At 38.9% G+C, this 25,308-nt stretch carries 17 protein-coding genes; 6 read left to right on the top strand and 11 right to left on the bottom strand.

All coding sequences use genetic code 11. The features are described 5' to 3' along the window. Positions 1 to 18: 18 nt before the first annotated feature. From P855_RS0113390 to P855_RS0113400, 3 genes are read left to right on the top strand one after another with little or no spacing between them, the layout of a single operon-like run. Positions 19 to 1,497 carry an O-antigen ligase family protein gene (locus P855_RS0113390; RefSeq protein ID WP_161628823.1) on the top strand — a complete coding sequence of 493 codons (1,479 nt, stop codon included), beginning with the start codon at positions 19 to 21 and terminating at the stop codon, positions 1,495 to 1,497. 4 nt (positions 1,498 to 1,501) lie between these two features. After that, entirely contained in the window at positions 1,502 to 3,028 is a 1,527-nt protein-coding gene (gene murJ / locus P855_RS0113395) for a murein biosynthesis integral membrane protein MurJ (RefSeq protein WP_028784045.1), read from the top strand. Beyond that, entirely contained in the window at positions 3,028 to 4,212 is a 1,185-nt protein-coding gene (locus P855_RS0113400; RefSeq protein ID WP_028784046.1) for a glycosyltransferase family 4 protein, read from the top strand. The genes murJ and P855_RS0113400 overlap by 1 nt, the downstream gene beginning before the upstream one ends. A 66-nt stretch (positions 4,213 to 4,278) precedes the next feature. Here P855_RS0113400 and P855_RS21550 read toward each other — a convergent pair whose 3' ends face one another. From P855_RS21550 to P855_RS21015, 6 genes are all read right to left on the bottom strand, one after another. Continuing rightward, positions 4,279 to 7,770: a glucosaminidase domain-containing protein gene (locus P855_RS21550; RefSeq protein ID WP_235062664.1), complete on the bottom strand. Its 3,492-nt coding sequence runs from the start codon at positions 7,768 to 7,770 to the stop codon at positions 4,279 to 4,281. Positions 7,771 to 8,205: 435 nt separating this feature from the next. Next, on the bottom strand, positions 8,206 to 9,018 hold the full coding sequence (tagH, locus tag P855_RS0113410) for a teichoic acids export ABC transporter ATP-binding subunit TagH (RefSeq protein WP_028784047.1): 813 nt from the start codon (positions 9,016 to 9,018) through the stop codon (positions 8,206 to 8,208). Positions 9,019 to 9,035: 17 nt separating this feature from the next. Continuing rightward, positions 9,036 to 9,857, bottom strand: coding sequence for an ABC transporter permease (locus tag P855_RS0113415; protein WP_028784048.1), 822 nt, complete (start codon positions 9,855 to 9,857; stop codon positions 9,036 to 9,038). 128 nt (positions 9,858 to 9,985) lie between these two features. Next, positions 9,986 to 11,173, bottom strand: coding sequence for a CDP-glycerol glycerophosphotransferase family protein (locus tag P855_RS0113420; RefSeq protein ID WP_051353227.1), 1,188 nt, complete (start codon positions 11,171 to 11,173; stop codon positions 9,986 to 9,988). 5 nt (positions 11,174 to 11,178) lie between these two features. Continuing rightward, positions 11,179 to 13,215 (bottom strand): glycosyltransferase, encoded by a 2,037-nt coding sequence (locus P855_RS0113425; protein ID WP_028784050.1) that lies wholly within the window; start codon positions 13,213 to 13,215, stop codon positions 11,179 to 11,181. Positions 13,216 to 13,278: 63 nt separating this feature from the next. Then, positions 13,279 to 16,587: a CDP-glycerol glycerophosphotransferase family protein gene (locus P855_RS21015; protein WP_051353228.1), complete on the bottom strand. Its 3,309-nt coding sequence runs from the start codon at positions 16,585 to 16,587 to the stop codon at positions 13,279 to 13,281. Positions 16,588 to 17,276: 689 nt separating this feature from the next. Here P855_RS21015 and tagD point away from each other — a divergent pair. Genes tagD through P855_RS21020 form a run of 3 tightly spaced genes read left to right on the top strand, consistent with a single transcriptional unit; the run spans position 17,277 to position 19,861 of the window. After that, entirely contained in the window at positions 17,277 to 17,675 is a 399-nt protein-coding gene (tagD, locus tag P855_RS0113435; RefSeq protein ID WP_028784051.1) for a glycerol-3-phosphate cytidylyltransferase, read from the top strand. Next, on the top strand, positions 17,668 to 18,819 hold the full coding sequence (locus P855_RS0113440) for a CDP-glycerol glycerophosphotransferase family protein (protein WP_028784052.1): 1,152 nt from the start codon (positions 17,668 to 17,670) through the stop codon (positions 18,817 to 18,819). Before tagD ends, P855_RS0113440 begins: the two co-directional genes overlap by 8 nt. A 31-nt stretch (positions 18,820 to 18,850) precedes the next feature. After that, on the top strand, positions 18,851 to 19,861 hold the full coding sequence (locus P855_RS21020; protein ID WP_037986067.1) for an LCP family protein: 1,011 nt from the start codon (positions 18,851 to 18,853) through the stop codon (positions 19,859 to 19,861). A gap of 37 nt (positions 19,862 to 19,898) precedes the next feature. Here the strand turns inward: P855_RS21020 and P855_RS0113450 are convergent, their stop codons facing one another. From P855_RS0113450 to P855_RS0113475, 5 genes are all read right to left on the bottom strand, one after another. Further along, positions 19,899 to 20,990 (bottom strand): glycosyltransferase family 4 protein, encoded by a 1,092-nt coding sequence (locus P855_RS0113450; RefSeq protein ID WP_028784053.1) that lies wholly within the window; start codon positions 20,988 to 20,990, stop codon positions 19,899 to 19,901. 434 nt (positions 20,991 to 21,424) lie between these two features. After that, positions 21,425 to 22,048: a hypothetical protein gene (locus P855_RS0113460; RefSeq protein WP_028784054.1), complete on the bottom strand. Its 624-nt coding sequence runs from the start codon at positions 22,046 to 22,048 to the stop codon at positions 21,425 to 21,427. Positions 22,049 to 22,208: 160 nt separating this feature from the next. After that, on the bottom strand, positions 22,209 to 22,688 hold the full coding sequence (locus P855_RS0113465) for a VanZ family protein (RefSeq protein WP_028784055.1): 480 nt from the start codon (positions 22,686 to 22,688) through the stop codon (positions 22,209 to 22,211). 50 nt (positions 22,689 to 22,738) lie between these two features. Beyond that, a complete protein-coding gene (locus tag P855_RS0113470; protein ID WP_028784056.1) occupies positions 22,739 to 24,004 on the bottom strand; it encodes a tetratricopeptide repeat protein in 1,266 nt (421 codons plus the stop codon). Positions 24,005 to 24,017: 13 nt separating this feature from the next. Beyond that, positions 24,018 to 25,286: a tetratricopeptide repeat protein gene (locus tag P855_RS0113475; RefSeq protein ID WP_028784057.1), complete on the bottom strand. Its 1,269-nt coding sequence runs from the start codon at positions 25,284 to 25,286 to the stop codon at positions 24,018 to 24,020. Between the last annotated feature and the right edge of the window lie 22 nt (positions 25,287 to 25,308).

Genomic DNA, 25,308 nt, shown 5'->3' on the forward strand with positions numbered 1-25,308 from the left:
ATGATCGGGGTGAGATTTTTGAAACCATTTGATTATCGACTGCTACTTATACATATTGGGCTGCTGGGGCTGGCGCTTTTATTCCCTTCCCCGCTTTTTGGTTATATCATAACAGGAATCATCCTGGTGACAAGTTATTTTTATGTAAAGAATGGCTGGCTGTTCTTACTGGTATTCTTTCCATTACGCCCGTTTCTTACTGAAGTGAATGGAGGATTGCTCTATTTGGGGGATCTGATTATCATCCTCCTTTTTTTCATGAGCCTTATCTATGCTCGACCGTCTTTCGAGCATTTAAGACGAAACTATCTATTCTCTATCTTTTTCATCCTAATGCTCGGGATCGGATTTTTTTCCGGTTTGTTGACCGGGATATCATTGGTCGCAGGCATCTTTCAGATTCGTGCCTTTTTAATCATGTTTTTACTTATTTATATTGCAAGTGCATACCCATGGGAAAAACGCGACATTAAGGCTACCATCACTGTTTCGCTTGCTGTAGCCACTTTGTTAAGCGTCCATGGCTTGATCGAAAAGATTTCCATGCGGCATTGGCTGTTGCCTGAAACGTGGGAAAACTGGAACCTGGCTGCTGCGAATGCGATGCGGATTTATGGCTTGATCGGCAATCCTAATGTGCTTGCTACGTATTTAATCATCGTGTTTTTCATGAGCTTTTACTTAAAACCCGATATGATACGCTGGTACAAATTGCTGCCGGTCATCCGGATAGTCATCCTGGGTGCCTTTTTATTGACCTATTCCCGCGGGACAATTCTCGCCTTTGGGTTCGGTTTCCTGGTCTTTCTTTTCTTCCAGAAGAAATGGCGCTCGATTGTACCCGTATTCATCTATGGAATTGTAGCATTCGCTCTCATCTACTATCCGACAGTTATAGCAGTCGACTACATCCAGGAAGCCGGCTTTTTTCAGGAGGATACAGAAAAAGAAAAGCCTGAGTCATCGGAACTGAAGAAAGATACAGAAGAGAATTCCTCTTCGAAGACAAAAAAGCAAAATAACGTGTTCATTGAACGCTTCCAGGAGATGTTTTCCAGTGCCACCTTGCAATCCAGCCTGGAATGGGGAAGGTTATATGTCGTTTTTAAAGGAATCGAAATATTCCTTGACCACCCTGTCATCGGTACGGGATTCGCAACATACGGAGATTCAGCAACAAAAAGCTATCCCTCACCGATTTATGAAGAATACGGCGTACCAGATAATTTATATACTGATAATCAATATATCGAAATCCTGGTCGAAACCGGCGTAATCGGTACCGTGCTGTTTCTCACTTTCCTGGTCTTTCTAATATGGAAGCTGTTTCGTTATCCTCCTTCCCTTGTGCGGAATCTTGGGCTTGCCATGACAGCTGTCATGCTTGTCGCTGGATTGTTTTATAATATTCTTGAAGACAAAACATTCACCCTGTATTACTATCTATTGATCGGGTATATAATCAGTATCAACAGTCACAAAAAATTGGAGACATGATTTCATGATACAGTTATCAAAATTAATGAAAGCGTTCGGGATGGTAACCGTTTTATCAGCGTTCGGCAAATTATTCGGTTTTGTCCGTGAAGCTCTGATCGCCTCCTTTTTCGGGGCTTCCGGAACCGCTGACGTATTCTTTGTCGCTTTCCTGATCCCGACCATCCTGTTTACTGCACTTGGGACAGGCATCCAGGCAGGTATCGTCCCGCTTTACATCCAGGAAAAAGAACGATCTGGCGAACAAGCCTCTCACCTGCTGCAGCGGCTCGGAAGCTTTTTCATCCTGAGTTCAGCTGCGCTGACATTACTCGCCTATTTGCTTGTCGTTCCGTTAGTACATATTTTCGCACCCGGGTTTACCAACGCCCAGTCGGATCTGGCTGTCATCCTGACGATGATTATGCTGCCAAGTCTGGTGTTCATGACAATCCAGTCCTTGACTCAGGGTGTCCTTCATTCCAACGAAAAGTTCGGGCTTCCTGCCTGGGCGCCGCTCGTCAACAATCTGGTGATCATCTTATTTATGTACCTTTTATATGACTGGCTCGGCATCCATGGGCTGGCAATCGGGGTACTTATCGGGAGCGCAATGCAGCTGGTCATCCAGCTGCCCGGACTTCAAAAAGGCGAACGAATAGCAATCACCTTCAAGTTTTGGCAGGAATGGAGCACCTTGAAGAAGGTATTGAAGCCCTTCATGCCGATCATCATCGCATCACTCGTCGTCCAGTTGAACCTCGTAGTCGACCGGGTCGTGTCATCATTTCTGGAAGAAGGAAGTGTGTCGGCACTGAACTACGGCAACCGTTTATTGTGGTTACCACTGAGCATTATTTTGATGCCGATTTCAACGATTTTATATCCTTACTTATCCCGTGTCGCTACAAAAGGGTTTCAGGCATTTATGGATATCTCAAATCAGGGAGTAAAAGCGATCATCATGCTGGCGATACCACTTCAGGTCGTCATGGTAATCGAAGCGGATTCCCTCGTGCAGCTCGCCTTCGAACGGGGAGCTTTCGATGACAAAGCAAGCATGCTGACCAGCCAGGCGTTTGTCTTTTTTGCTGTCGCTCTGCCGTTTTTCGCACTTCGTGATTATTTGATGAACAGCTTTTATGCTTTCAAGCTGGCAAAAATGGCAATGTACTCCTGTCTGTATGGTGTCGGGTTGAACATCCTGCTCAGTGTCAGTCTTGCTTATTGGCTTGGTGTCGGAGGTGTCGCTCTTGCGACCAGTCTCTCGATGGTGTTCCAGACGGTATTCCTATACCGCTACCTGGTTAAACAAACAGTATCAGGCACCGAAAGGCCGGCCCAGCATTTGTTTCGGTTAGCCGGGGTGCTTATCCTGTTACTTATAGGTTCAGCCGGGCTGCACTGGCTGCTTCCGGAAATGCCGATTCTTTTTTCTTTAATCATTACGACATCATTTACATTTATTCTTTATGGACTTTTCTTATACATCTTTCGACTGTATCATTTACAAACACTATTCCCTACCCTGACCAGTAAAGGAGAATCCTGATGAAAATTCTGATCACTACAATTTTCGACTATCCCCATGAAGGCGGCCTTTCTTCCCATGTAAGCACATTGAAAGAAGGCTTGGAAGAACGGGGCCATACCGTTGATGTACTTTCATTCTCAGACCTTGGAAGCTTAAAGAAAAAAGTGCTTGCCCAGGCTCCGGGGTACATTGTCAACCGCTTCAAAAAAGGGCATGGCCAGTTGCTGAATGATTTGCAGCGCAAAAAGCTATTGGAAGAGGCTTTAAAAGACAAAGCTTCCAATTATGATGTCATCAACTCACAGGATATCTTTGCAACGTTAGCATCTACCGCTACAGATGTTCCAGTAGTTGCAACAGTCCATGGCTACTATGCTTATGAAGCAATCAGTCGCGGTGCCATCCAGCAGGAAACGAATACTTCGGACAAGTATCGAAATTTAGAAAAAGAAGCTTACCAGGCGGCTGACCTGAACGTTACCGTTGATCAGAGGATTCGCGACTATCTTAAAGATACAGCGGGTGTCGAAGCCGAGGTGATGAAAAACTTCATCAACACCAAACGTTTTGACAGGATTGATGTTAATCTGGACGAGTTGAAACAATCACACGACATCCCGTCAGACAGGGAAATGTTATTCGTACCACGCAGGCTGACCGAAAAGAACGGAGTCATCTATCCGATCCTGGCACTTCCTGAAGTTTTAAAACAGCACCCGAAGACCATGCTTGTCTACGCGGGCACCGGAGAGCAGATGCCGGCGATGAAAAAGAAAATTGCGGAGCTTGGGTTGCAGGAAAATATACGCCTGCTCGGCTCTGTCGCACCTGAAGAAATGACAAGCCTCTATCAGGCGGCTGATATCGTACTGATCCCCAGCGTCCATTCCCATGGTGTCGAGGAAGCAACGTCGATTTCAGCATTAGAAGCGATGGGTTCCGGCACTCCGGTGATTGCAGGAGCTGTCGGGGGTTTGAAGGAAATCATCGACCATGAAAAAGATGGGCTATTATTCGGGGACCGTGATGTAAAAAAGTTGGGTAGCCATGTCATCAAGCTATTACAGGAAGCTCATTATGGCGAGCAGCTGGCTATCAAGGCAAGAGAGAAAATCAGTACCAGCTATTCCCATCAAGCTGCAGCTGAAAAATTTGAATCTTTTTATAATACAGCAATCAATTCTAAGAAAAAAATCACCTGATTATCATACACTAAATCTTTTATAACATTAAAACCCCCGGCCGAGGCCGGGGGTTTCTCCTTACAATTAGTTGATAATAATATGGACAAAGTCTTGATGAACCCATCCTGCTTCATTAGAATCAGGAAGCTGGATTTTGACATATTCATCTTTTACAATAAATTGTCCTTCTTCCAGTACAGCTTTCAAGAAATCACCAGGATACGTTTTACCAACTATATCTCCATTAGGAGCGTTACGAATGTTCAATCTAGGTGAAACATCTTCGTTAACTTGAATCAAGTTGTTCATAGCGAGTGATTTGCCATATACCCAAACTGTTCTACCATCTACTAACACTCGATACCATCTGTTGTCATATGGATAGCTTCCATTTTCACGGACATCCTCATTATAACCAATAATGGTTACTTCAGAAGACTGCGTTAATGTCCCAACATAGGTCGAAGAGGATGTATATGGCAGCGTACGATAGTTTGAGTTTTCCAGCAATGTAGCTGTTATGCCTTCCGGAAAGTTGATAATTACATCTTCCGGGTATGGCTGGCTTTCAGGAATATTGCGCCCGTAGGTACCAGGCGAACTTCCATTCATTGGCAGGATAGAGGCTGAAGAGTAATGCTTTGCATCATATGGACGGATGCTTTCCATCAGCCTTGCAATACCATTTTTCCAATTTTGGTCGGTTGCATATCTGACGTTCATACCAATCAGTGTTGGGCCGTTATAATACCGCCCATCAGGATTCAGATAATTTGTTCTAACCATATAGGCTACAGAGTTGATGCTTTCTGCCTCTGTCGGATAATAATATCCACAAGTGAATGGGCAGACATCATACGCACCATAACCGTATAGATTGTTTTTGTAATCCATCAAGTTAGAGCCGCCCCATCCTGTTTCCCAAATCGTATGAGCAACAAGATAAACTGCATTGACACCATATTCATTCTGAACGTCAATAAAGTCTTGAGCCAAGTCTTTCAATGGACTTTCTGGTCTTGTCCGATTGAAGTAATCTACTATTTCTTGGGCAGTTACATTAGAGGGTTTTCTCAAATCCGTATCAATGTAGGTTTTATCTGGTTCTGGCTCTAAATTTGTAGTTACATCACTTTCAGCTATATACCCAGTTACATATTTGCCATTGATTGACACCTTCACTTTATACCAATCCTCAGTAAAAGTGTAAACCTTAAGAATAGAGTCTTTTTCATATGACTTTAAAACGTTCGATTTACGTGAAGCTAAATCATGCACATTCACCTTGTCGAGGGCTCTTACTTGGAACGTGGATGTTTCATCAGTTAGTCCCTGGACATGGGTATTATGGATATACCCGGTCTTGCTTGAACCATTAATATCCACAGTGATTTCATACCAATCTTCTGTAAAAGATTGATAGGCCAGTATTTCCCCTTGCTTAAAGGCTTTCAATACTTCAGAACTTAATGTGGCTTGAGAATATACATTGGTCGGATCTGCTAATCCAATCCCTTTTAAGGATGTAGGAGAAGGGTCACCGCTTTCAACATCTTCCTTATAGATATAGCCATTTCTCCACTTACCGTTACTATAGACGACTGCTTGATACCAATTTGTGGTGAAAGTTTGATACTTCAAAACAGTTCCTTGCCCATAAGTTTTCAGAACTTCGGAATTGGTTGTAGCATCCGCATAAATGTTCGTAGGGGCCTTAATTCCAATCCCGGACAGAGTAGTCGGATTAGCTACACTATTCTCTGTGTCGCTGGCATTAATGTATCCATGTCTTCTTTTACCGTTTACGTAGACAGTAGCTTCATACCAGCCTGATATAAAGGTTTCGTATTTTAAAACAGTACCTTGGCCATATGTTTTTATTACATTAGAGCTTGTAGTAACATCTGAGTAGATGTTGGTAGGGCTTTTAAGACCTATACCATATATAACAGTTTGATCTTTATCCCCGTTTTGCACATGGTTAGCATTAATATAACCTCCTGTCTTTTTCCCGTTGACATAAACAGTAGCTTTATACCATCCGGAAGTGAATGTTTCATATTTCAACACTGTACCCTGACTATAACTTTTTAAAATATCAGCACTGGTTGAGGCTTTAGCATATATGGGAGTTGGACTATTCATGCCTACTCCCCTTAAAGTTGTTGGATCAGCATCTATATTTTCGACATGATCTGTCTTAATATATCCAGTACGATATTCACCGCTAGCATAGACAGTTGCTTTATGCCATCCCGTGGTAAAAGTTTCATATTTCAATACTGTACCTTCAGCATAACTTTTCCAGGCAGATGAGCTGGTGGCAGCCTCTCTATAGACCTTCGTCGGGCTTTGCAAGCCTATACCATACAGAGTAGTCGAAGAACTGTCTCCATTGCTTACATCACTTGCTTTAATGTAGCCTGTTCTATAACTTCCTTCAGCATATACGGTCGCCTCATACCAGCCAGAGGAGAAAGTTTTATACTTCAAAACTGAACCCTTGTTATAACTCTTCCAGACGTTCGAGTTTGTCGAAGCTTTGGAATAGATATTAGTAGGATCAGCTTGTGCCACCCCGTGTAAAGTAGTTTGAGAATCTACAAGATTCTCGACATCCCCTTTGTTGATATAACCGGTAGTAGGGGTTCCATTGATATACACAGTGGCGACATTCCAGTTTGCGTTAGAGAAACCACTGTATTTGAGTACAGAACCTTGCGCATAACTTTTCAGCACTTTAGATCCTGTTGAAATTTCCGCATAAACATTCGTAGGAGCCTTTAAAGCAACTCCATGATATGTTTGAGTAGTTTCTACACTGGTCATTGTCAGAGACTTCTTTTCCATACCAGCGATGGAGACTTGTTCGTCAGTAGAACTTTCCTCTTGAGCTTTCACATTTTTTTCCTCTTTGTCTGGGTTCTCTTCACCTGGAAGCTCATTTGAAGAAGACTCAGTTTCTATAGTCTCTTCCTCTTCATTACCTTCAACGACCTTATCTTCAGCCGCTTTTTCCTCAGTTGAAAGATCTGCCTCATCACTACTTACTGACGTGTCTTCAGAGGAAGTGTCATTCGTCTCCGGTGATTCCTCGCCAGCCTCTCCTTCGATAGGCGATTCTTTCGTGACAGTAGACTCTTTGTCCTCATCTATTTCCTGTCCTTCTACACTTTCCGTTGAGGATAACTCGTCAGCACTTTTCTCCTGGTCTATTGTTTGCTGCTCACGGGAAGTACGGATTTGTTCTGCTTCTGCCTCATCAACCAAATAGTTTTGGTCAAGAAAACCAGTCCATACTTGTTCAGAGTCAGTCCCTTCATAAGTGACCTTAGCATATTCATCACCTATTTCTTCCACAATGACTTTTGAATCATCCGGTATATGTACGAGGACATCACTATTTGCATCCTTTTCTTCCAGAAGTTTCACTTCTTCTCCGATATTATCAGAAAATACTACTCCATTAACCTTCCCATCTGCTTCAGTTCCCGTGGTGGCGTCCACCATATGTAATGGAATGAGCTGAATAAAAAGTGCAAAAACCATAAGAAGAATATTAACTTTTTTTATCATAGCGTTCACTAATCACTCCTCCATTTGTTAAATTTCATTTCCTGAAGAATTTTTACATTGAAGCTATTAATATACTAGACTAGCGTCACCACCTTTTAGAATTTTATAGATGCACTTTCCTATTATGCCGAATTTTGTCAAAAATGTTAAGCCTATATTTCGATAAATTTCATAATTTTAAATTTAATTTACAAATACATTGCATCTAGTGGTTTATCATAGAAATTAAGTTATGTAAGGCCTATAAAATGGTTTTTTTAACATAATATAAAGTGTCTCTTATACATTACATCGACAAATTCTGATAAAAGTAAATACTTTCCTACTAAATTCCAGCTAAATTACTATTTAAACAATAAAAATTTCCCAGGCCAGTGCTGGGAAAAAAATAATATAAAAAAGGACAGCTGAGTTTTAAATCCAGCTGTCCTTTTTTTAGTTGGAAGGAGCTAATCCTATTCCGCTTTGTTTTTTACTTACTTCTTCTCTATATTGCTGTCTTTCTTTTTTACTCATTTTTTTATATTTATTAAGGAATTCCTGGTATTGAGGAAGTACTTCATCAACGGATCCATATGCCTTCACTTCCCCGTATTCCAGCCAGAGGATTTTCTCGCAGAATTCTTTCATTTGTCCTAGCGAGTGGCTGACAAAAAACATTGTCTTTCCACTTTTTTTGAACTCATGCATCTTAGATAAACTTTTCTCAGCAAATGCTTTATCTCCAACCGATAGTGCTTCATCAATTAGCAGTATATCCGGGTCGATATTAACAGATATTGCAAACCCGAGCCTTGACTTCATTCCACTGGAATAAGATTTTACAGGCTGGTCTATAAACTTGCCAATTTCCGCAAATTCAATTATTTCATCCTCAAGCTCGTTAATCTCTTGCTTATTAAAGCCTAACATTAAAAGCTTTAATTCAATATTTTCTCTCCCAGTCAACTTTCCATCCAACCCGGTGTTTACTGCAATCAAGGCAGCCTGCCCATTGACTTCAACTGTTCCCGATGTCTCTGGTACTACTCCGGCAATAATATTTGAAAGTGTGGACTTACCTGATCCATTGACCCCCACAAATCCTACAATGTCTCCCTGCTCGACATCAAAACTGACATTTTGGAGTGCATAAAAATCCTCCCCATAACTTTTCTTGGGGATGACCAAGTCTAATAGTCGCTCTTTGGGATTATTGAACAGTTTGTACTTTTTACTGATATTTTTTACTATGACTGATTTACTCATAAGTTAACACTTCCAATTTATAGAAAATCAACAAAATGTCTTCTGAACTTAACATGTAATGCTCCACCTATTACGAACAATAGTAATAACAGCCCAAAGAAATAAAGTGTATACTGCCATTCTTCTATAAAATACCATCCACCGGTCACCAAAGAATGACGATACCCTTCCACAATATAATAAAATGGATTGATTTTCATCACAGTCTGCACCCAGTGTGGTAATCCACTGACATCCCATAGAATCGGAGAAAGATACAATAGCATCCTTAGTACTGATTGTAGCAGCATTTGAACATCTCGAATTATGGTAGCCAACGTGGAAGTGATTAAAGAAATAGCAAAAATCAATGCTACTACACCAAACATGTAAATTGGCAGCTGCAAATAATAAATTCCCATACTGAAAATCGAAAATCCTAAAAATTGCAAGATAAGAATGATAAACCCTAATAACATTAGATGAGAATAAAAATTCGCAAATATAACGTAATTAGGAATGACGCTCATTGGAAAATTCATTTTTGATAACATTTTAATTTTTGTATATATCGATTTAGATGACTTCAGTAATCCTTGATTAATGAAGAACCATACAACAATCCCGCCTAAAAGCCAGGGAAAGTAGTCGATATCACCAATTTGGCCTCTTTTATCCCTTAATATACCAAAACCAAATACAAACCAATAAATGGCTATTTGTATGGCAGGATTCAGAAGCTCCCAGAACATTCCTAAATAATTATTGGAATTAGTACTCTTCAATTCATAAAATGACAATCGCTTAACCAAATAAAAATATTTGATCTGTTCCTTTAAAACAGTGACTGCAGCTTTCATTATATATATCCCTTCTTCAATAAAGCTTAACTCTGACAAATGCCATTATATCCAATCTGATTTTGTTTAACAATTGGAATCTTTAAATGTCATCAAAATATAATCAAACCACATACTGATTATATTTATCAGTCCTTTATAAACCTGTCTACTACTCTCCTGGAAGCATTACCATCTTCCCATTCACAGAATCTGCGATAGAATTCTTCATACTGTTCCAGTTTGAACTTTTTTTCCTCGCTTTTAATTGCCGAAACCAACTCATCTGTCGTTTTCACTAATGGTCCGGGGGCTTCTTTTTCAAAATCGAAATAAAATCCTCTTAACTGGTCACGGTAATATTCTAAATCATATACATAAAAAATCATGGGACGCTTCAAGTTGGCAAAATCGAAAAATACAGAGGAATAATCAGTAATCAATATATCTGAAACTAAGTATAAATCCCGTATATCAGTATAATGAGAGAAATCATATACAAACCCTTCATATTCGGTCAAATCTAATTGATCCGCCACTAAATAATGCATTCGCATCAGCACGACATAATCCTCACCTAATTCAGCTTGAAGCTTGTCCAAGTTCAAGGGAGAAGAGTATTTATATTTACCTTTGTGATGGTATTCATTATCTCGCCAGGTTGGTGCATATAAAAGAACTTTTTTGTTTAAAGCAATACCCATTTGTTCTTTCAACCTACTAATATGACTCTCCTGATTGGCATTATATAAATAGTCATTTCTTGGATACCCGGTCTCAAGAACTTCTTTATCAAAACTAAAAGCTCTACGAAAAATCTCTGTCGAATAAGCATTCGGTGATATTAAATAGTCCCACTTACTTGAAGCTTTCTTAAAGTTCTTTTTATAACGTTGAATATCTGTACCAGGCATCTGCACATCTTTCATATCAGCTGCCAATCTCTTTAAAGGAGTACCATGCCATGTCTGTAAGTACCTCGTATGCTTAGGCTTAGGAATCCATAATGGTAAACGGCTATTTGAAACCCAATAACGTGCCCTGTTCATCGCCACTAGCCACTTTATAGAAAAGCGAGGCACCATCTCTATTCCCTGGTCTTTGAAATAAGGGATGGAAGAACGGTCCATGCTCCAAACTAGTTTATACTCAGGATTATGTTCAGCCATATATTCAAATATAGCCCTTGGGCTGTCGCTATATTGTTTCCCTAAAAAACTTTCAAAAATCACCAATTTCGAATCAACCGGCAATACTTTACCAGCAACTTTAAAAAATAGCTTATAAAGTTTGGTTAAAGAGGCTTTGATAAATGCCTTTCTTAAAATAGCTTTCATCTAGTTTAATCCCCCGTTATTTTACCAATCATTTGTTTAACTTTATTCACCACAGAATGCTTTTCTTTCTTTGATGGAGAAGCTTTCACTTGGTTCTCTGTCACTTTTATTGAAAGGTTACCATGTTTAGTAGAATAAAGCCGGTAATTAAAGTTATTTTTTTGAACTGTATGACTCTCATCGTGATAAGAAAGACGGATATCCTTAGCGAAAGTACCCTGAGCCAGCCGTATACTGAAATCTCCAATAAAGTCCAATTGCTCCAGGTCTTCAAATGGGATTTCAGTAAGAGCTTCCCCCCCAGTCTCCATTATATCGTAGAACTGGATCCAGGTAGATTTCCTGCCTCTAAGATACAGTTGAACTTCCTGCATGGGAAGATCAAGTTTTTCCATTTTTAAAACTAACCGCTGTTGATCGAAGTTTACTTCTTTAATGGTAAAAGGCAAAGCGAATTTAGGCTTCTCCTGTCTTATTACAGGATCTTTATCATTCAATTCTTTTAGTAGTTTTTTCCAATTTCGCACAAATTGGTTATAACTAAACTTTTCCACTACAGAAGATGCCTGGTTTGAGAATTGGTTTCTTTTATCTTCATCTTCCATCAACTCAATTATTCGTCTGCCAAGCTCATCGGTATCGCCATCTTTTACTAAGTAACCATTTTCTCCATGAGTGATTATATCACGTGGGCCAAAGTTAATATCATAAGCAATAACAGGCGTCCCGAAAGACATACTTTCGGTCATTACCATGCCGAAACCTTCAGAACGTGAAGTCATTATGGTAAGATAAGAACTTTTATAAACCGAGCCCATATCTGTCGTGAACCCTTTCATTACAATATTATTGGATAAGTTCAGGTCTTCTATCAATGTGTTTATGTTATTTTCTCTTTTATCCTTATAACTAAATCCATATATCTCCAATACGGCGTCAGGGTTATATTCAACAACCTTTTTGAAAGCTTTGATGCCGTCCTCTACTCTTTTTTTATAATGAAGGCGGGCGACTAGAATTACTTTATTCTTATCATATTCCTCCCCTATACCTTTTTCATCCGGTTCAGCAACAAAATGAGGGATAACAGTATAGCTAGGCCTGTCACCGTATAATTTCGCTACCGATTCTTTTTGGCCATTGGTCAGGAAGATATGCTTATCAAACTCATTCAGATGATTGTAAAGTGTATCCCACACTGCACTAATTGGAGCATATTTTGTAAATGGTTTTGCAAAGTGACTACTATGGGAGAATGTCACTTTGCGTACTGATGGATGTTTTACTTGAATAACAGTATAGTCCAGATTTTTATCTGGCAGATTATATAACCTGTCTCTAAATTCAGCAAATAACACCGGTGCCTTATCATCTTCTATCACTTGTTCAATCCAGTAAACATAAGCGTCTGCCATGCTATCAAAGGTGATTGGTTCAGGAGCGTGCAGCTTGCATCTCACCCACTGTTTTTTATCATTAACTTCTATCGTTAAAAAAGTCTCACCATTTTTACCAACATGATGGTGGAAGGTCTCTTTCCTAGATTCAGGTTCGTACTCTATCACTCGCGTCAATTGCCCGCTGACTGCATACTCTTCCCGCTTAAAACGCCGCCTGGAATCATTGAAATAGTCGATATACATCAACTTTCCCTCTTCATTAAAACGCTTATATTTAATATATTTTCCGTTTATAAAATAGCGGTAAGCATAATCCCTTTTTTCATCAGGTTTACGATCAAACCCTTTTTCTTCTTTCATATGAGCATCATCATCAATTTGGATTTCTTGATGTTTGGAGGGATCGATATCGTAGAAGAAATTACGGATGTCGATGTCTTCAGGCAACTCCCCAAGTTCTCTCATTTCTCTCAGATCTTTCTGTAGGTTCCGTTGATAAGAAATAGTAAGCAGCTGCACATCTACTTCAGGAAATTCATTCCTAAACATCTTCATGCGATTAACAACTGCTTTTGTCAACCCGCCTCTTTTAGAGGCGATAGTATTCAAGATAAAATATGGTTTCACTTGGATAGAAGACAATAGAAACTCCTCCTAACTAGTTCATAGCCCTGCAGTTTTAACCACAGGGCTACGTCATTACTTTCAAAAAACCTCTTTTACTACTCGCTCCGTTGCTTTTCCATCTTCTAAATAACAGAACTTATCATAAAAAGCTTGATATTTGTCTTTATAATCTTCTTTTAGTTGATCAAGTCCAGAGATGGCCTCAATGACTTCTGATGTTGTTTTTACAATAGGGCCTGGAGCTTTCTCTTCAAAATCAAAATAAAACCCGCGCAAGTCATCTCGGTATTCATCCAGGTCGAATGCAAAAAATACCATCGGCTTTTGAGTATTGGCATAATCGAACATGACGGAAGAGTAATCTGTTATCAAGCAGTCTGTAATTGTATATAATTCTTGCACCTCTGGATACTTGGATACATCTATTGCAAATTCCTGCATTTCTTCCGGTATCACTAATTTATTGCTGACAATTACATGCATCCGCAATAAAATAATGAAATCTTCTCCCAGTTCCTTTTGCATTTGCTCTAAGTCCAAATCAAGTTTGAAAGTGAATTTATTTTTTGATTTTTGATTATCTCTGAACGTAGGTGCATATAAAACCACTTTCTTTCCTTCTGGTATACCCAGTTGCTTTTTCAGCTGTCCAGCAATTTGATAACGTTCTTTCTTGTAGAACAAATCGTTCCTTGGGTATCCGGTTTCCAAAATAGTTCCCTTAAAACGAAAAGCAGAACGAAAAGACTTGGTAGCATATTCACTTGGAGAAATCAGATAATCCCAATTTTTAATAGCATTACTGACTCTCTCAAGGTAATCAGCGCTTCTTCCATGAATTTCTTCGATATCAAACAGCATTTTCTTTAAAGGAGTGCCATGCCATGTTTGCAAATACACAGTTTCCTTAGGTTTCTTCATGTAGGTAGGGAAATTTTGATTGTTGACCCAATATCCTGCCCTTGCCAAATAATAGTAATATTTTGGACTTAATCGTTTGATTTTTTTCGTATTAGGGTCTTTGAAGCGGTGATTGCGATTATACACCCATACCTTTTTGTAGTTTAATTCTTTCCTTACTATTTCTTCATAGATATATCGTGGGCTGTCAGCGTATTGTTTTCCTGTACCACTTTCAAATAAAATAAGTGATTTGTCTACAGGAAAACGGCGAAGTACTGAATAAAAAGCCTTCATAGTTGGGAAATACCATTTACTTTTCCTAAACCTTTTCCCCAGTTCATCCCAAATATAACTATTCTCTTTAATTATTCGTAATTTGTTGTTTTTCTTTGCCCTTTCAATTACTGAATAGATTCGTTCATTAGCACTCTGATCCTTATATGTGATGAATTTATCACTGCGGATTTTGAATTCTTCTTTCATTTTGAAACCATCGTTTATTCTTTGCTGCAGCTTATCCAAAACCTCATCTGCTTCAAAGACAATATCTCCGGGTAAGTCATTGTCCAAATCCAAATGGGAAGGACGTTTTCCGATAAACCTGCTGCGGTCGAATTGGTAGTAGACGATAGGTTTATGCAGGAAACTAAAATCAAATGCAACACTAGAATAATCCGTAATCATCAATTTACTTTCTTTTAGCAATTGCTGTACATCTACTTCTCCTTGAGTGATAACTTTTACAGGTGAATCTTCAAACGCATAACTATATTTTTGCATATTCGGATGTAAGCAGAATAGTACTTCTAAGTTATTTTCGTCTGCAATTCTGTGTAAGTCGGGATGATGGATCAATTCGTGATACCTTTGGTAATATTCAGTTTCTGTAAAGTTTTCGAGAGATCCTATATAATCACGCCAAGTCGGGATGATTAAAATCTGGTTTTTTACAGGGGTATCGGACTCGAACAATTTATCAAACCTCGAAAGTCCAGTTACAAATACCTCCTCCTCTTCATAACCGAAATCATTAATAATCATCTCTTTTTCAAATTCGGAACTAACTAAAAACAAATCAGTATCAAAAGCTGGTGACTTCTTCCCATAGTTAGCTACCATATTTTTCGTTCCCATGACACCATGCTGCAAAAACACCTTAACCGCTGTCACTTTCTTTTTAAACTTCGGTGACCGAACCGGATACAGATAGTCGGGGTGATGGGAACCAATGATCCTATTAGCTAATAAGGTATAGAGGATGTGACGTTTTGAACCGAATTCAATAACGTTACCTAAATGATCAATATTTTTTCTTTCAGGTGAATCTTTTTCTATTACATAATAAACTTCTTTGTCCGGATGATTTTCGCGCATATATTTAAAAAAGTGATAGCCGGTGTCTTGTGCTTTATATGGACGCTCCCCCACTAACCAAATATCTCTGCCACGATTCATCCACTTCAAAACCCTGGCAATTTTAAGCAATCTTTTCATGTATTGATAATTTTCATTTTTTAATTCAAACACTTCAAAAGAAAGGTTTGATTGCTTAAATGTGTAATATGGTGAAATAATACTGGCAGTATTTGAAGACTTAGTATCCGCGCCTCTTGTCAATAACCGTGTTTTAAAGGTAGGTTTTCCTACCCTTATCCATTTTTCCTCACTGAGGTCATGCATGTTTAATCTAAGGTATAAATCGTATACTCCTTCATTAAGTAAAGGAACACCTGTTGTTTTATATAATGGCACGTCCACCGTATATTGGTACCTATTTAACCCGAATTTGTTTCTTGTGCCTTCAAAGTCATGTATTAAGGTTAATTCAACAACGTGCTGCTCTTGAGTCTCCCTGCTCACTAAAACAGCCTCTCCATTATTTACAGACGAATTCCTGGTGAATAACTTACCAGCAATCATGTACTTCTCTTTATCGCGCTCCGCTTTTTCTATTTGAATTTTTGTAGGAGATTGAGGATCCTCATTAATTGTCAAAGAAATATTACCCTTTTTAGTGATATAAAATTGAAAAACATTTTCTTTTATGTGAACCGGGCCTTGTGGCTCCACCTCGGTCTGTTGAAATCTTCCAAGTCTAATTAAGTAAAATGCTATATCTATCCCATTTTTATTGATTACTTCGGCCTTTTCTTTAATTCGATTCCATGTCTTCTCTTTAAGTGAACTTTTAGGAGTGGCCACTTTCAAATATAAATCAAAAATGTTAGTTGAGACTTCCTGTTGTAGTTTTTCTAAATCAGAGTAAGTAACCTCAAATGAAAATTCATTACTTGGTTTTATTTTTCCGAGTCTACTTTCCGATGATGAGTCACGTGCGATAGCCCATAACTCCACTGCAGTATAGTTACTTCGTGCAAATTCCCCACTAAAGCAAACTGCATTTTCTCCATACTTTATATCAAATTTGTGTTTTAATTTTTTACCACTTTTATTTTTTTTGTTTTTCTTTAGGTTGAACAACATCAAATTCACCTGCCACTATAAGAATTCTTTAATAAGTAATAATTTTATTTCACAAAATTTCTCTATGTTCCCAGGTTATTTCAAAAATTTGCCAACAATCTTTTTCATTCCCTTTCCTTCATGTGCTGGAATAAGTATCGGTATAAAATTGAATCCCTAAGATTATTGTGCTCTCTTATAAAAAAATCATAAAATAGTTGCTCCTCCAACCTGAGAGAGCTAAAGGATAGCCTCAAATTAATTATTATATCTTCTTTCGCTTAATCTTAACTTATGCTACACCAATTTTTGCTGTATTATCAACTATTATTCCTGCAAACCATTCCCCTTAACGATCAATTCAAACACGTCCCATAGTTCACCAACAATAATTCGATATATAATCAGAGATTTAGTACGTTTGCTGGTTAAATTCAAAAAACTCCCCTGTAGCTATCCTTCATTGCTACTTGGGGAGTTTTTGTATAATTTTGTAAACTAATGGATAGGCTTGTCTTTTTGTCCTGTTCCCTATAAAATGATTATAGCAATACCTATTATTATACCGAACTAATATTAACTCATTTTAAATAAATTGTTAAATTTACGTTATGACTGTGTAAAATTCGGCTATTATACTAGTAAACTAGTAAAACCTTTCACTTAACTATTCAATAATTCGAGTTTATATTTTCCAGGAGGGAAAAAACATGAAAAAAGTAATTACCTATGGAACATTCGATTTGTTGCATTGGGGACATATCAATTTACTAAGTCGTGCTAAAGAATTAGGGGACTACCTGATTGTAGCCATTTCTACAGATGAATTCAACGCTATAAAAAATAAAGAAGCTTATCACAGTTTTGAAAACAGAAAAATGATTCTTGAAGCAATCAAGTATGTAGACGAAGTAATCCCTGAAGAACATTGGGAGCAAAAAGTAGAAGATGTCGTCAACCACGATGTAGATGTATTCGTAATGGGAGACGATTGGGAAGGAAAGTTCGACTTCCTGAAAGATTATTGTGAAGTGGTTTATCTGCCACGTACCGTCGGAATTTCTACCACGAAAATCAAGAAAGAAATGGCTAAAGTTAATAATGGTTAGAGAAATACTTGTGAACGCCTATTTGATTTTTTTTCGAATAGGCTTCACTTTATTCAACTTATTTCCCCAAAAGAAGAAAACAGTCTTTGTTGCTTCTTTTGGGGATAATGTTTTGTATGTAGAAAATGCCTTAAAAAAGTGTTATGAAGGAAACATCGTTATCCTTAGCGCCCCTGAATGCCGGGTCAATTTTAAATTAGATTTTCAAACAGACGTTATTCCATTCGATTTAAAACGTCATCCCATACAATTCATTAAGTCTATTTATCATATATCCACATGCAGGCATGTATTTATTGATAATTACTTTGGCTTTTTAGCGGCTGCAAAGTTTCGAAAAAACGTGAAGTGTGTCCAATTATGGCATGCTGCAGGTGCCGTGAAGCGTTTCGGCTTGAAGGATCCATCAACGAAATATAGATCTGCTAAGGCGCAGGCTCGTTTCAAAAAAGTTTATCAAACGTTTGATCATGTCGTAGTAGGTTCGGAAAAAATGGCAGCCATCTTTAAAGAAAGTTTTGGGTTGGCAGATGATCGTATGCTGCGTACGGGTGTACCACGTACGGACTTTTTTTATGATAAAAACGTGATAGAAAGAGTTGAATCTTCCCTTCACCGCCAATACCCTATCCTTCAAAATAAAAAAGTCATATTATACGCTCCTACTTTCCGTGATCATCAGTTAACCAACCCAAACATTCAATTGAACCTCCAACATCTATACGAGGAGCTAAATGAGGAATTTGTACTCTTGATGCGTCTCCACCCTGCTGTGAAGGCAAATTTATCAAATTCATATCCGGATTTCGTTATTGATGTCTCTTCCTACCCCAATATGAATGAGCTATTGGTAGTGACCGACATCCTTATTACAGACTATTCATCGATACCTTATGAATTTTCTATTTTAGAACGTCCAATGATTTTTTATTCCTATGATTTAGAGGAATATAAACGCGCGCGAGGCTTTTGGGAAGATTACCATTCCACTATTCCTGGCCCTGTTGTTTCTACAACGCAGGATATTATTGAAATAATTAAACGAAATGACTTTAATATGGAACAAATCAAACAATTTTCCCAACAATGGAATCATTATTCTAATGGAAATTCAAGCAGGCAGTTAATTGAAAAACTTTATTAAAAAGTGAAGTATATATACGAGGAGAAACAGCATGAAAAGAAAAGTTTTAGTTAGAAAGAGAAAACGCAAAAAATTAATTCGGAGAATGATGGCCGTTTTCATCCTTACGCTGGCAATAATCGGGGGAAGCTTAAGCTATTTATATTACCAAACAACGGAAGCTTCCAACAATGCCTATAATGATTTGAATCGTGAAAAGAGCGACCTGCGTATAGAAAACGTTTCAATTTCAGATGATCCGATCTCTGTGTTATTAATGGGTGTGGAAGATTACGCAACAGGCGGAAGCCATGGCAGGGCAGATACAATCATGGTAGCTACCTTTAATCAGACGGAAGAAACCATGAAACTTGTCAGCATTCCCCGGGATACCCTGGTTACCATCGCCGGAAGAGGTACAGAGGACAAAATCAATCATTCCTTCGCATTTGGCGGTCCTAAAATGACCATTGAAACGGTTGAAGAGTTTTTGGATATTCCAATCGATTATTATGCGACCATTAACTTTGAAGGCTTTGAAAATATTATAGATATTGCGGGAGGGGTTCCGGTCGAAGTTCCATTCAACTTTACAGAAAAGAATGCAGATGAGTCTGAAACCCTTCATTTTACTGAAGGCAATATGGTATTAAATGGGGAAGAAGCACTCGGATATGTCAGAATGCGGAAACAGGATCCAAGGGGTGACCTCGGGCGTGCTGACAGGCAGAAACAGGTCATGAAGAGCTTGATCAGTCAATTGACGAAGCCTGGCTCCTTATTGAAAGTTGATGATTTAACAGATGAAGTTGGGAATAATGTCACGACTAACCTGCAAATCCCGGAGTTACTAGCATTCTATAAGCAGTATAAAGACTTCAACGTCGATAACATCGAACAACTTGAACTATCAGGAGAAGGTGTACGCTATAATGGTGTCTACTATTATTCCGTATATGAATCATCGGTTAATGAAGTCCGCCAGACACTTCGCAGCCACCTGGAGATGGAGCATTCTTTATCAGCAGATAGCAGTAATGAAGCAGGAACTATGAGCCCATAAAAAGAACGATGTGCTTATCAGCACATCGTTCTTTTTATTATGAAGAATTTTTTTCTCTGTTTTGCGACTTAGTTGTTTTCTTCTTAACCGTGTCGATAACAGGCTTCTTACCACCCTTAATGACCCCAGTCATTTCAGCAAAGAGTTGCAATAGTAATAAGAATAAGAATGTCAGACCTAAAGCTAACGCAAATGATGCATACGAAAATATGATACCCAGAAAACCGAACAGTGCACTAAAAGCATATAAGATCAATACGGTTGTGCGATGGCTCAAACCAGCTGCGATCAGTTGATAATGGATATGCTGACTGTCCGGTGACATAATGCTTTGCTTATTCCTGATTCTTCTTAAAATGGAAAACAGCGTGTCAAAAATTGGAATCGCCAGTACTAATATCGGGATGATGAAGCTGAAAAATGTAATACTTTTCATCAATCCCAGTACGGATATGACAGCAACGGAATACCCTAAAAATAACGACCCTGTATCGCCCATGTATATTTTTGCCGGATAAAAGTTATGGGGTAAAAAGCCTAAGTTACCCCCGATAATCGCTACACAAATCATTACAGCAGCTGCATGCTGATCAATAAAAGCCATTACCATGATACTTGTCAGTGCTATTGTTGTAACACCTGTAGCCAAGCCGTCAAGGCCGTCAATTAAATTGATGGCGTTCGTTACCCCGATAATCCAAAAGAAAGTCAGTATTACTCCGACAAATTCATTTAAGGGTATCATTCCGATCAAGGGAATGGTCAGGTTTTCGATGATAAGCCCGGAACTGATTAAAAGCACGGCTGCAATGATTTGACCCGTCAACTTTATTAACGGACGTATTTGATATCGATCATCCAGTAATCCTGTCAGCATGATCACCGTAGCTCCAAGGCAGATCGCCCAAAAATGTTCAATGGCAGGTTGTAAATATAACAAGCCGGCAACTACACCTGCAAATATTGCTATTCCGCCCATACGCGGGGTAACGGTTGTATGTATTTTTCTTAATTCCGGGTAATCCATCATTTTCAGCTTTTTGGCAATTTTACGAACCGGAAAGGTCAACAAAAAGCTTGTCAAAAATGCAATCACTAAACCTATAAGTAGGTTGCTGATATCAAACATAGGGGGACCCCACTTTGTTGTTAAAATTATAATTCAGTCAAACCTCTTTCATTTTACCTTAATCTTCCCCATTCTTAAAGCGAGTAGTAAGATTGAAGGTCCCCGTTTACAAAAAATTTACATTATCCAAGCTGTTGAATAAGTTCTTCAATCGCCTGTTCGGTGGTTTCAATCTCTGCTGATTCACTCTGCTTGATTATATTTTGTAAAATTTCGCTTAAATTTATGTCTTCCTTCATGATATTTACTCCTCTGTCCTTTTATTTATACCTATGCAAGATGAGCTGTCTTGGTTTCTACTACATATATTTACATAGCGATACGATATCAAACATAGTTTTCCGTCCGTTTGATTAAATATGAGTTTTTTCTACAAAAAAAACAGATGATTTGCTGAATAATAGCAAATCACCTGTTCTGGTCAAATATGCAGGCTAACTATATTGTGCTTTCCGCTCCATTCGTAAAGAGGCAGACCAGTTAACTGCAAATGTATCCCTTTCCTTTTTTTGACTAAGTTCGAATAATTCCTCAAAGTAACGGTCACTCTCTTCATATTGTCCCTGACAATAATACTTTATTGCCAAATAATGGAATAATGCTTTGTCGAATATTTTATTAAGCTTGATAAAGGCATTCGACTTGTCCAAAAAATAACTTAAATAATTATCTTCAATCCATCGAACATGATCAAGCCTATGCCTTTGATAATTGTAAATGGCTAAGAGCAGGTGATAAATCATTTCCTGGTGGAGGGATGAGATAGGCTGGTACATTTCAATTTCAGAGATGAATTTCTCTGCTTTCTCGTGTTCACCTGTAAATAATGCTAACTGAAAGCTTTGTAATAAATTATGAACCCCTTGATCCGTTATATTATGATTTTCAAAGTATGAAACAGGCCTGTCAAAATAACCACTGAGGTATCTGGTGCTTGAGGGTGGCAATTGGATGAGCCCCTTCTCGAGCATTTCTAACTCTTCCATAGGGATGTCCAGCTGTTCAACCGTGACAGCATTGATATGACACAAATAATCAATCCTCGATCTTAAATTCATCATACGCCCTCCCGCATTGGATGTCAGATGCTGATTCATACCAATGGTAGCATAGGCGGGTTAAGAAGTTTGTCACTTCTTGTAGCTGGTGACTGATTATTCTAAAAAGTTTTCGACAAATGTGTGAGATTTCCCGGGAAATAGTTTAAATCAGACAATATTATTTTCCTGGATTCATCTTTCTCGACAGTAAAAACAGAATAGCTACAGCAATTATCGCACCTGTCGTATCGAGGATGACATCCCCGAAATATGGTGTGCGGTTAGGGGTTATGCTCTGATGCCATTCATCTGAGATGGCATAGATGACTGTCAGCAACCAGGCGAGTGCCAGTCGAACGTTCAGACTTAAGCGGCTGGTTTTGGTAAGTGCGTAATAAAACGACAAGGTCAGGATAAGAAATACAGTAATATGAGCACCTTTCCGGATAAAGAATTCAACTAATCCTGCTGTCCCTAACGCAGCTATGCTTACTTCCGAATGGTGATAAGTGAAGTGGAGCGGTTCCAGTATTGGCTTCAGGAAAGTAAGGTCAAGCTTGCCGGATAAAAAAGGTTTGATATCCTGGTCCTGGTACGGCTGGGCGGATGAGTAAAAAATGACTGCCATCCAGAGGGTTGGCCAAAGCCAGTATTTCATGATGAAAAGCTCCTTTCATAGGGAAAACCTGCAAGCATAGGCTTACAGGTTTACGCTTTTTTTGACTCAGAATCTGCTTCGTCAGTGTGCAGCTGCTCATGTTTCTGCTTCAGCAGTTCCGCTTTTTTATTATATAAGTCTGCTACGACAGGATAAAGTTCGTCCAGTCTCCGTTTGTTCTGCCGGGCTTCGTAATAAGCAATCACTTCTTCGTAGAGATGGATAGCTGTCCTGATATTGTCATCTTCACTTGCCAGCATCTCCGCTTCGAGCAGAGTTAGCAGCGCTATTTCTTCTTCGTTAACGGCTGCTTGCTTTGCTTTTTTCAGGTATTCATCAGCTGTTTCCTTATTTTTCAGGATAAAGTTAACCTTAGCTATCGCGTGCAATTCATTGAAGTGCCCTTCTTCCAGCTCATGTTCTTCAATCAACTGTAGCGCTGCCCGATATTTCTCCAGTGCCTGGTGATATTTATGCAGCTTGTAGTAAAGGACACCCAGATTATGCTGCATCCGTGATTCGGTCACTGGATCTAAATCAAGCTCCCGCATTTTCTCGAAGTAATGGATAGCAGGCGGGTAGGATTCCTTCAGCATGTATAAGACTCCCAGGTAATTCAGAGCGATTGACAGTCCCCGGCTGTTGTTATGATCTAGGCTGAATGCATGCAATCGCTTCATATAAGCAATCGCCTGGTCAAAATCCTGATTGTTCATCGTAATCAAAGCCAGATTTTGCATGATGGACACTACTTCATCCTCATTATTCGTCTTTTCCAGCAGCCGTTCAAAGTAACCAAATGACTCTTCCTGCTTTCCTTCGTAAAAATATTTGACTCCATAGTAATAAAATAGCGCTTTTTGAAATGCTGAGGACTCTGTCAGAAGATTATGGTCAGGAAGCATGAATGACAAATAATCCGTTTCGATTTGCTCGGCTTCCGCTTTATAATTATTTTTATAGAGATAAATGGATTTCAATAAATGAAAAATCACTTCCTGAGTCAGCGATGACAGAGCCCATGATTCATCAAGCGAATGAATGGTTTGAGATGCTTGTTCCTGGTTGGTCAAAAGCTCATGCTGCAATGAGCGCAGTTTACGATAAACAGCAAGATCCTTCTTATTATAATCCACAAAATAGGCTGTAGGTATCTGCCATAAGTCTGCTAAATATTCTGCCTGACTTTCTGTAAGCGGTAAGCGCCCGGAAAGTAACTGCTCCCATTCGACTTCCATGATCTTCTCATCTGAAAAGTCAGGCGCAGGACGTTTATGCGCTTTCATTATATAATTCAGTCGATTTCCAATGTTCATGAGTACTCACCTTCTATGCCTGTTTCGCATCGCCGTTTTTATTGTGCAGCTTTTCCAACCCAGCCTGATATTCATTAGCTTTCTGATATTTCCCCAATTGTTCAGCCAGCTTTGCAGCTGCTGGATAAATGGACTCAAGCTTGCCCTTAATAGTATGGCGTTCGTAGTAATCAAGCGCTTGATCGTACCATTGCAGTGCCTGTTCAGGAGATTCTGATTCCGATGTCTGGGCCTTCGCTAATAGAAGTAAAGTTTCTTCACCTTCATCTTTTGCATAGGCATGTGCTTTTTCGAAATATTTTTCTGCATTCGGTTTGTCATCGTGAAAGTGATACACTTTGAATAATGCGTGATAAGAAAGGAACAAACCATCCTTCATGCCGTACGCTTCTTTCAGTTCCTTTCCGGTTTCATACATCTCAATCGCTTGCTTGAAATTATCCAGTTTGAAATAAAGCACACCCAGATTATGATACAGCCTGGATGTAAGGCGTGGCGATAAATCCAGCTTTTTCATTTGTTCAAAATAGTGTATCGCCTGGCGATATGCTTTTTTCTCAATATATATAGCACCAAGATAATTGAGTGCAGCCGACATTGCTTGCTCGTCTTCTTGCTCCTGACTATATCGCTTCAGCCGCTCCATATAATGAATGACGCGGTCATACTCTCCGTTTTCTTTTAAAATCAAGGAAAGATTCTGAATGATAGATACGATCTCGTCACGATCTGTCGTCTTATCTAACAAACGGGCAAAGTAAGCAAGTGATTCTTCACGTTTTCCTTCATAGAAATATTTGAAACCATAAAAATAAAAAAGAGCCCGTTGGAATACCGCAGACTCCTTCAAAATGTTATGGTCCGGCAACATGAATGCTAAGTATTCATTTTCTATCTGTTTCACTTGCTCAAATTGTTTATATTTATAATGATACACTGCTTTTAATAAGTGGAAGATGATTTCCTGGGTGATCGATGAAATGGACATCGGTTTCATTAATCCGGCGATTATTGTTTCGTCTGGGTCATGTTTAGTCAGAAGTTCATGTTGAAGGTCCTGGAGTAGTCGGTGTATGTGTATATCAGTCTGATCATAGTCAGTTAAATAGGTTAATGGAATATTCCAGTATTCAGCCAGATGGATTGCCTGTTCCATCCGAAGTGGTAAGCGCCCTTGTAGTATAGCTGTCCATTCTTCAGGGAGAATCGATCCATTTTTCATGTTTGGCGATTCTAAATGATAGTAATGCATAATATATTGGACCCTTTTCCCAATATTCACTGCAGGCCCTCCCTCTTTTTAT

The sequence above is a fragment of the Thalassobacillus devorans MSP14 genome (genome assembly GCF_000496835.1).
GTDB classification, from domain to species: Bacteria; Bacillota; Bacilli; order Bacillales; family Halobacillaceae; genus Thalassobacillus; species Thalassobacillus devorans_B.

Coding starts and splice junctions, on each gene's coding strand:
- murJ (WP_028784045.1), top strand. CDS start 1,502: ATGATACAGTTATCAAAATTAATGAAAGCGTTCGGGATGGTAACCGTT.
- P855_RS0113400 (WP_028784046.1), top strand. CDS start 3,028: ATGAAAATTCTGATCACTACAATTTTCGACTATCCCCATGAAGGCGGC.
- P855_RS21550 (WP_235062664.1), bottom strand. CDS start 7,770: ATGATAAAAAAAGTTAATATTCTTCTTATGGTTTTTGCACTTTTTATT.
- tagH (WP_028784047.1), bottom strand. CDS start 9,018: ATGAGTAAATCAGTCATAGTAAAAAATATCAGTAAAAAGTACAAACTG.
- P855_RS0113415 (WP_028784048.1), bottom strand. CDS start 9,857: ATGAAAGCTGCAGTCACTGTTTTAAAGGAACAGATCAAATATTTTTAT.
- P855_RS0113420 (WP_051353227.1), bottom strand. CDS start 11,173: ATGAAAGCTATTTTAAGAAAGGCATTTATCAAAGCCTCTTTAACCAAA.
- P855_RS21015 (WP_051353228.1), bottom strand. CDS start 16,587: ATGTTGTTCAACCTAAAGAAAAACAAAAAAAATAAAAGTGGTAAAAAA.
- tagD (WP_028784051.1), top strand. CDS start 17,277: ATGAAAAAAGTAATTACCTATGGAACATTCGATTTGTTGCATTGGGGA.
- P855_RS0113440 (WP_028784052.1), top strand. CDS start 17,668: ATGGTTAGAGAAATACTTGTGAACGCCTATTTGATTTTTTTTCGAATA.
- P855_RS21020 (WP_037986067.1), top strand. CDS start 18,851: ATGAAAAGAAAAGTTTTAGTTAGAAAGAGAAAACGCAAAAAATTAATT.
- P855_RS0113450 (WP_028784053.1), bottom strand. CDS start 20,990: ATGTTTGATATCAGCAACCTACTTATAGGTTTAGTGATTGCATTTTTG.
- P855_RS0113460 (WP_028784054.1), bottom strand. CDS start 22,048: ATGAATTTAAGATCGAGGATTGATTATTTGTGTCATATCAATGCTGTC.
- P855_RS0113465 (WP_028784055.1), bottom strand. CDS start 22,688: ATGAAATACTGGCTTTGGCCAACCCTCTGGATGGCAGTCATTTTTTAC.
- P855_RS0113470 (WP_028784056.1), bottom strand. CDS start 24,004: ATGAACATTGGAAATCGACTGAATTATATAATGAAAGCGCATAAACGT.